Annotated in this window: 4 protein-coding genes; 2 read left to right on the top strand and 2 right to left on the bottom strand. The window is 73.4% G+C overall.

Annotation, left to right across the window (positions count from 1 at the left end):
• The first annotated feature begins 155 nt into the window (after positions 1-155).
• A complete protein-coding gene (locus tag F4X11_18915; GenBank protein MYN67075.1) occupies positions 156-1,886 on the top strand; it encodes a CRTAC1 family protein in 1,731 nt (576 codons plus the stop codon).
• Positions 1,883-3,271, top strand: a complete 1,389-nt coding sequence (locus tag F4X11_18910; GenBank protein MYN67074.1) for a tetratricopeptide repeat protein — start codon at positions 1,883-1,885, stop codon at positions 3,269-3,271. Before F4X11_18915 ends, F4X11_18910 begins: the two co-directional genes overlap by 4 nt.
• 2 nt (positions 3,272-3,273) lie before the next feature.
• Here F4X11_18910 and F4X11_18905 read toward each other — a convergent pair whose 3' ends face one another.
• Both F4X11_18905 and F4X11_18900 read right to left on the bottom strand, forming a co-directional pair.
• Positions 3,274-5,145, bottom strand: a complete 1,872-nt coding sequence (locus F4X11_18905; protein MYN67073.1) for a tetratricopeptide repeat protein — start codon at positions 5,143-5,145, stop codon at positions 3,274-3,276.
• Positions 5,142-7,232, bottom strand: a complete 2,091-nt coding sequence (locus F4X11_18900; protein MYN67072.1) for a tetratricopeptide repeat protein — start codon at positions 7,230-7,232, stop codon at positions 5,142-5,144. The genes F4X11_18905 and F4X11_18900 overlap by 4 nt, the downstream gene beginning before the upstream one ends.
• Between the last annotated feature and the right edge of the window lie 24 nt (positions 7,233-7,256).

Below are 7,256 nucleotides of genomic sequence, written 5' to 3'. Positions count from 1 at the left end.
TGGACGTCACCGTGCGTGTGAGGCCCGGCGTCTGACTTTACGATGGCGAGCGTCGATGGCTTCAGCGGGCGGCACGGGCGGGGGGGCCGGCCGGCGCGCCCGGCGCCGGTCTTCGTGCAGTGAGGAGGGCGCTGCTGGCGTGGTCGGCGGCCGCGATGATGGCTGCGTGCGCGCCGGCGGACCCGGGGTCGCCCGCGTCCACGGACGCCGCGGCGCCGCCGGTCGCGCCGTTGGATCCCGCCGTCGAGCTGTTCGAGGACCGGGCGGCGGAGACAGGCCTCGATTTCGTCCACTTCAACGGGATGTCGGGCAGCTTCTATCAGCCGGAGATGATGGGGCCCGGCGCCGGCCTGCTCGACTACGACAACGACGGCGACCTCGACGTCTATCTGGTGCAGGGAGAGTTGCTCGGGTCGGGGACGCCGATGGTTCCGTTGCCGGAGGGGCAGCCGCCTGGCGACCGTCTGTACCGCAACGACCTGGAAGTACGGCCCGACGGGACGCGGACGCTCCGGTTCACCGACGTGACGGCGGAGAGCGGCCTGCCCGCGGGCGGCTACGGCATGGGGGTGGCGGCCGGCGACTACGACAACGACGGTTGGGTGGATCTGTACCTGACGCGTTTCGGTCCGAACCGGATGCTGCGCAACCGCGGTGACGGGACCTTCGCGGACGTCTCGCGCGAGAGCGGCACCGACGAGCCCTCGTGGGGCGTGCCGGCGTCGTTCCTGGACTTCGACGGCGACGGCTGGCTCGACCTGTTCGTCGGCAACTACCTGAACTACACCCTCGACACGCACACGCAGTGCTACAACCGCTCGGGGCCGCCCGACTACTGTCCGCCGGAGGTCAGCCCGCCCGCGCCGAGCCGGCTGTACCGCAACCGGGGCGACGGGACGTTCGCCGACGTCACCGCGGCGGCCGGGCTGGGCCGGGAGTTCGGGCCCGCGCTCGGGGCCGCGTCGGCCGACTTCGACAACGACGGCCGGGTCGACCTGTTCGTGGCCAACGATCAGCGGGAGAACCAGCTCTGGGTGAACCAGGGCGGGGGCGGGTTCCTGAACCTGGCGTTGCTGCAGGGCGTGGCGTTGGGCGCGGCGGGAGACGCGAAGGCGGACATGGGGGTCGACGCCGGCGACTTCGACAACGACGGCGACGAGGATCTGTTCATCACCGAGCTGACCGGGCAGGGGAGCACGCTCTACGTCAACGACGGCGCCGGGCTGTTCGAGGATCTGAGCGCCGCCTACGGCATCCGCGCCGCGAGTCTGCCGTACACCGGGTTCGGAGCGGGCTGGATCGATATCGACAACGACGGCTGGCTCGACGTCGTGGCCGTCAACGGTGCGGTGACGCAGCGTCTCGAGTCCCTCGGGCCGGAGAATCCCTTCCCGTTGGACCAGCGCAACCAGGTGTTCCGCAACCTCGCCGGCACGCGTTTCGAGGACGTGACCGCCCTTGCCGGCGCGGCGTTCGCCGGGTCCGCGGTGAGCCGCGGCGCGGCGTTCGGCGATATCGACAACGACGGCGACACGGACGTGCTGGTGGCGAACGCCGCCGGCCGGGCAGAGCTGCTGATCAACCAGGTGGGCCACCGCCGCGACTGGATCGGATTGGATCTGGTGGGTGGCGACGCGCAGCGCACCCGGGTCGGCACGCGCGTGGCGGTCGTCGGCTCGGACGGGGTGACGCGCCGGCGACGGGCGCGGGCGGACGGCAGCTACGCGTCGGCGCACGACCCGCGGGTGCTGGTCGGGCTCGGGGACGAGGGGGCGGACGCGTTGACCGTGCAGGTCACCTGGCCGGACGGGCGGTCGGAGGCGTGGTCGGAGGTGCCGGTCGGGCGCTACAGCACGCTGCCGCAGGGCGAGGGGGAACCGCAATGAGCACGGGGCCGTGGCGGTCGTGGTGGGGGAGGCGGCGGCCTCCGTCGATCGGTTGGCTTCTGGCGGCCGGCGTTCTGGCGGCGGCCTGCGGCGGAGCCGGATCGTCCGGTTCCGAGGGTCCGGCGTTGTCGGGCCCGGGCGAGTTCGACTGGTCCGCGCCGCAGCCGGTGGATCGGCCCGACCTCTCGCGGCTGGCCCCGCCGGTGCAGGCGCAGTTGCTCGAGCGGTTTGCCGCGGTGGCCGGTGCGGGCGAGGGCGCCGGGGCGTTGCCGGTGGCGCTGGGAAACGCCTACGGCGAGCTCGGCCTCGTCCTGATGGCCGCCGACTATCGGGGGCGCGCCGAGGTCGCCCTGCGGAACGCGCACGGTCTGGCGCCCGCCGCGATGCGCTGGCCCTACTATCTCGCCCATCTGTATCGCCAGCGGGGCGATCGCGAGCGCGCGGCATCCTTCTACGCGCGCGCCCTGGCACGGGAGCCGACCAGCCTCGCGGCCCTGGTCTGGCTCGGGCGCATGGAACTCGACCGCGGGCGTCCGGCCGCCGCGGCCGCCGCGTTCGAGCGGGCGCTGGCCGTCGATCCGGCCTCTGCCGCCGCCCTGGCCGGCGCCGGGCGCGCGGCCCTGGCGGCGCGCGATGCGGGGCGGGCGGTGGGTCTCCTCGAACGTGCGCTGGCGATCGCCCCGTCCGCCGCCAGCCTGCACTATAACCTGGGCATGGCCCATCGGGCGCTGGGCGATCTGGACGCGGCACGGGCGCATCTGGCGCGGCGGGGCGAAGGCGTACCGGCCCCGCCCGATCCGTTGATGGACGTGTACAACGGCCTGTTGCGGAGCGCTCTCGCGTACGAGATCCGGGGGATGCGGGCCATGGACGCCCGCCGCTTCGACGAGGCGGCGGCGATCTTTCGCGACGGGCTGGCCGAGACGCCGGAGGATGCCTCCCTGCGGCACCGGCTGGGGACCGCCCTGATGATGGCCGGCGATGCCGCGGGCGCCGTCGAGCAGTTCGAGGCGACGCTGCGGGTCGCGCCGGATTTCGAGAAGGCGCACTTCGGAATCGGGGTGATACTGGGCATGAACGGCCGTCACGCCGAGGCGATCGCGCGCTACGCGGCGGCGGTCGAATTGCGGCCGAACTATCTGGAGGCGCGGCTGGGCTTGGCCGAAGCCCTCCGTCTCACGGGCCGTCTGGAAGAGTCCGCGGCCGAGTTCGCCGAGGCGATTCGCATCGATCCCGCGTTCGCGGAGGCCTGGATGGTGCGGGCCGTCATCCTGGTCCAGCTCGGCCGGACCCGCGAGGCGGGCGACTGGTTGCGCGAGGCGCTGCTCGTGCATCCGGGCCATCCCGATCTCGCCGCGTTGCTGGCGCAGGTCGAAGCGGGCTGACGTCAGCGCGGGGGGCGCTCGCCGGTCATGGCGAGCGCCCGCGCGAGACCGCTCGCCATGTCGGGGTCGTCCGGCGCGGCCTCCAGCGCCAACCGGTAGTGCCGGACCGCCTCCTCCGTCTCGCCGCGGGCCAGCAGCACGTTCGCGAGGTTGTAGTGCGCGCCGGCGTGGCCGGGGTCGAAGCGCACGGCCAACCGGTAGTGGACGAGCGCCTCGTCGAGGGCGCCGGCGGCGGTCAGCAGGCCCCCCAGGTTGTTGTGCGCCTGCGGGTAGTCGGGCCGCAAGGCGATCGCGCGCCGGTAGGCGGCCATGGCCCCCGCCGTGTCGCCCTCGGCCAGGGCCACGCCGCCCAGGTTGAAGTGCGCGTCGGGGAAGTCCGGCGCCAGCGCGACGGCGCGCTCCAGGTGCTCGCGAGCCAGCGCCGCCTGACCGACGTCGAGATAGCGGACCGCGAGCGCCGCGTGGTTCACGGGGTCGGCCGGGTCGGCGCGGAGCAGCGACTGGTAGCCGAGAATGTCGTCTCGCGCCCGCTTGACCGCCAGGCTCTGCGCCAGCCGGCCGGGATCGCCGACCGGGAGCACCTGCAGCATCAGCTCGGCCATCTCGTCGGTGGCCTGCGGGCCGAAGCCGACGGCGACCGGGGGATCGCGCGGATTGCGCGGATTGGCCGTCGAGTTGTCGAACACGAAGCGCACCCGGAGGCGCGTGCCGGCGGGCAGGTGGACAGGCTCGCGGTAGCGGTACTCGTCCTGCCAGTTGAAGTCCCAGTCGTCGATCCGCAGCAGCGGTTCCTCTCTGCCGTCCGGCAGGGTGGCGGTGGCCTCGACGCGCTTTCCGAGGTAGTGCATGTGGGGCGCGATTCCCAGGACGTCGACCGCGATCGGCAGTCGGTAGCGGTCTTCGATGACGTGGGCGGGCTCTCCTGCCGGGATGCGGATGACCTTCGAGGTGAGGAGCACGGACATCGGAGTCAGCGTGGCCGGACGGTCCGCGAAGTGGAGCCCGATCGCCGGCTGCACGTCGACGGGCTCGCGAGCGGGAAGGAGGTGGAGCTGCAATACGAGGTCGGTGCCGGGATCGAGCGGCCAGGCGATTGCGGCGGGGAGCTCCACCGGGGTCTTGCCGGGCGCCCAGCCCAGGAAGTGCCCGGCGGGGAACCGCGCGTGGTCGAGCATGAGCCCGTCGTAGCCCGGCTCTTCGTCCTCGGCGTCGAGGGCGCGGGCGCCGCCGGTTCCGTCGAGCAGGATGCGGGCGTGGTGGATCACGCGACCGCCGCCGGCGCCCGGCCGCAGCTCGACCGCCCGCACCCAGCGGCGGGAGTCCAGCTCCGCCGGGAGCACGAAGTTTCGATAGATGTCGGTACGGCCGGCGGGTAGCGTGAACGGCGTCTCCATGGTCACGATGAGATCGGGCGTCCCGAGCTGCCAGTCGCCGCCGGCCGCGGGCGGCATGGGGCGATCGGCCGGGTCGCCCGCCGGCGCGCCGGCGGCCGCCCACCCGGCGAGCAGGGCGATCTCGGCTTCCGCCAGTCGCCGTTCGTTGTGAAAGCGGCCGTGGCCCGGGACCGGCTTCCAGGGCGGCATCCGTCGTTCCGAGGTGGCCGCGGCAATCCGGGGCGCCCGCTCGCGGACCTCGTCATAGGTCGTCAGGCTGAACGGACCGATGCCGCCGGGGCGGTGGCAGCCCGCACAGTGGGCCTGGAGGATCGGGGCGACGTCGCGGTTGAACGTCACCGGCGCGCCGGTTTGTTCGGCCGTTCCGGTGCTCCCCCCGGTGGCGCCGGCCGCGGCGGGAAGCATGCCCGAGGCGACGAGCGCCGCCGCGGCGGCTCGCAGGGCGATCGGTCCGTGCGCGGCGCCGCAGGTCCGTCTCATCGCATCGGCCGCAGCGGTTGTCGTTGCAGGTAGAGCGCGAGGCGGCGTTGCAGCTCCAGCATCACGGCGGGGCCCGCAATCCGCTCGGCGAGCGCGATGGCCTGTCGCTGCGCCGCCGCCGCGTCGTCGAAGCGGTCCGCCGCGGCGTAGGCGGCGGCCAGCGTGGCCTGCACGTTGACGTCTCGCCGGCCGGTGAGCGCTGCCGCGCGTTCGGCGAGCGCGACCGCCTCGGCGGGCGCGCGCAAGCCCGCGTCGGCGTCGGTGGCGAGGGTCCAGGCGAGGGAAGTCAGCGACTCGATTCCGTCCGGTTCCAACGCCAGCGCGAGACGGTAGTGCCGCATGGCGTCGGCGGGTCTGCCGGTCGACGCCAGCGCGCTGGCGAAGTTGTTGTGCGCCGCGGCGTTGCCGGCGTCCAGGGCCACCGCGCGCTCGAAGTAGGGTGTCGCCTCGGCGAGCCGGCCGAGCGCCTTCAGGACCGCCCCGAGGTTGTTGTGCGCGGCCGCGTGCGTGGGGCGCAGGGCGACCGCGCGGCGGAAGTGGCGCAGCGCTTCATCGAGCGCCCCGCTCGCCGCGAGCAGCGTCGCCAGGTTGTAGTGCGCGGTCGCCGACGCCGGGTCCAGCTCGAGCGATCGCCGATAGTGGCGGATCGCGGCCGCGGTGCGGTCGGCGGTCATGTACAACACCGCCACGTCCCGATGGAGCACCGGGTTGTCCGGATCGGCGGCGAGCATCGACTCGTAGCCGACGATGTCCTCGTTGATCACCTTCGGCATGAAGGTCCGGACGAGGACCTGGCGATCCGCCTCCGAACGCGGCAGCAGTTGCAGCCACAGGTCGCCCATCTCGTCGTTGGAGAACTGCCCGAACCGGACCCGCCGCGGTGGATGGTCCGGGTTGCGCGGATTGGCGGCGGAGTTGTCGTAGACATACTCCATCGCCACGGTCGTGCCGGCCGGCAGAAACGGGCGCGTCCGGTAGCGGTAGACGTCCTGCCAGTTGAAGTCCCAGTCGGAGATGCGAATCAGCGGCTCCGTCCGGCCGTCCGGGAACGTGGCGGAGCCGTTGATCTCCGTGGCGCGAAAATGCGCGTGCGGCTGGATGCCGATCAGCTCGGCGCCGACCGGCAGCCTGAACCGGTCGCGGATGACGTAGCGTCGCTCGCCGGGCGGCATGTCGATGCTCTGGCGGCCGAGGCGCATCATCATCGGGGTGCGCACCGGCGGGTCGTCGGTGAAGTAGAGGCCGACGCTGGCCCGGATCGACTCCGGCCGGCCGGTGGACTGCATGTGGAGCTGGATGACGAAGTCGCTGCCCGGTTCCAGGCGCCAGGCCATCCCCGGCTCGGCCAGCGGCGGAAGCTGGCCCGGGGTCCAGCCCAGGAAGTGCCCGTCGGGATAGTGCGCCTGCGGGCTGATGGGTCCCTCGTAGCCGGGCGCCGGGTCCTGCTCGTCGAGCTGCCGGGACGAGCGCGTCCGATCGAGGCGCAGGTTCGCGTGGTGCGCCACCCGGGCGTTGCCGGGCCGGAACTCGATGCCGGCGACGAAGGCGGTGCGCTCGATGGGTATCGGCAGAACGAAGTTGCGAAACGTGTCGGGGCCGTCGGCCGGTACCGAGTACGGCGCCGGCATCGTGACGATCACGTCGGGCGTGCCGAGCCGCCATCCCTCGGGCCAGTCCGGCTGCGGCGGCACGCGGCTCGGATCGCCCGCGGGCGCTCCCGCCTCGGCCCAGCGCCGGAACAGGGCGACATCACCGTCCGAGAGCCGGCGGGAGCCGATGAAGGGGCCGCCGAACCCGGGGTCCGGCTTCCACGGGGGCATGAAGCGGCTGGCCGTCACCTCGGCGATCTGCCGCGCCCGGCGCCGCGCGTCGTCGTACGTCAGCAGCGGAAACGGTCCCACCTCGCCCGGCCGGTGGCACGGCGCGCAATGCTCGATGATCAGCGGGGAGATGTCGTCCGCGAAGGTCGGCGTGACCGCCGCGGGCGCAGCCGCGGCCGTCTGGGCCTCAGCCGATGCGCCAGCCGCGGGCGTTGCCGCCGCGCCGCGGGCGCGGTCCGGCGCCGCGACGCCGTACGCAAGAAGCATGACGGCGAAGACGCCACGGACGGG

It is taken from the genome of Acidobacteriota bacterium, assembly GCA_009861545.1.
Lineage (GTDB): Bacteria > Acidobacteriota > Vicinamibacteria > Vicinamibacterales > UBA8438 > WTFV01.
The sequence above is the reverse complement of the archived record's forward strand: the minus strand, read 5'-3'. Positions and strand labels throughout refer to the sequence as shown.

Coding starts and splice junctions, on each gene's coding strand:
- F4X11_18915 (MYN67075.1), top strand. CDS start 156: ATGATGGCTGCGTGCGCGCCGGCGGACCCGGGGTCGCCCGCGTCCACG.
- F4X11_18910 (MYN67074.1), top strand. CDS start 1,883: ATGAGCACGGGGCCGTGGCGGTCGTGGTGGGGGAGGCGGCGGCCTCCG.
- F4X11_18905 (MYN67073.1), bottom strand. CDS start 5,145: ATGAGACGGACCTGCGGCGCCGCGCACGGACCGATCGCCCTGCGAGCC.
- F4X11_18900 (MYN67072.1), bottom strand. CDS start 7,232: ATGCTTCTTGCGTACGGCGTCGCGGCGCCGGACCGCGCCCGCGGCGCG.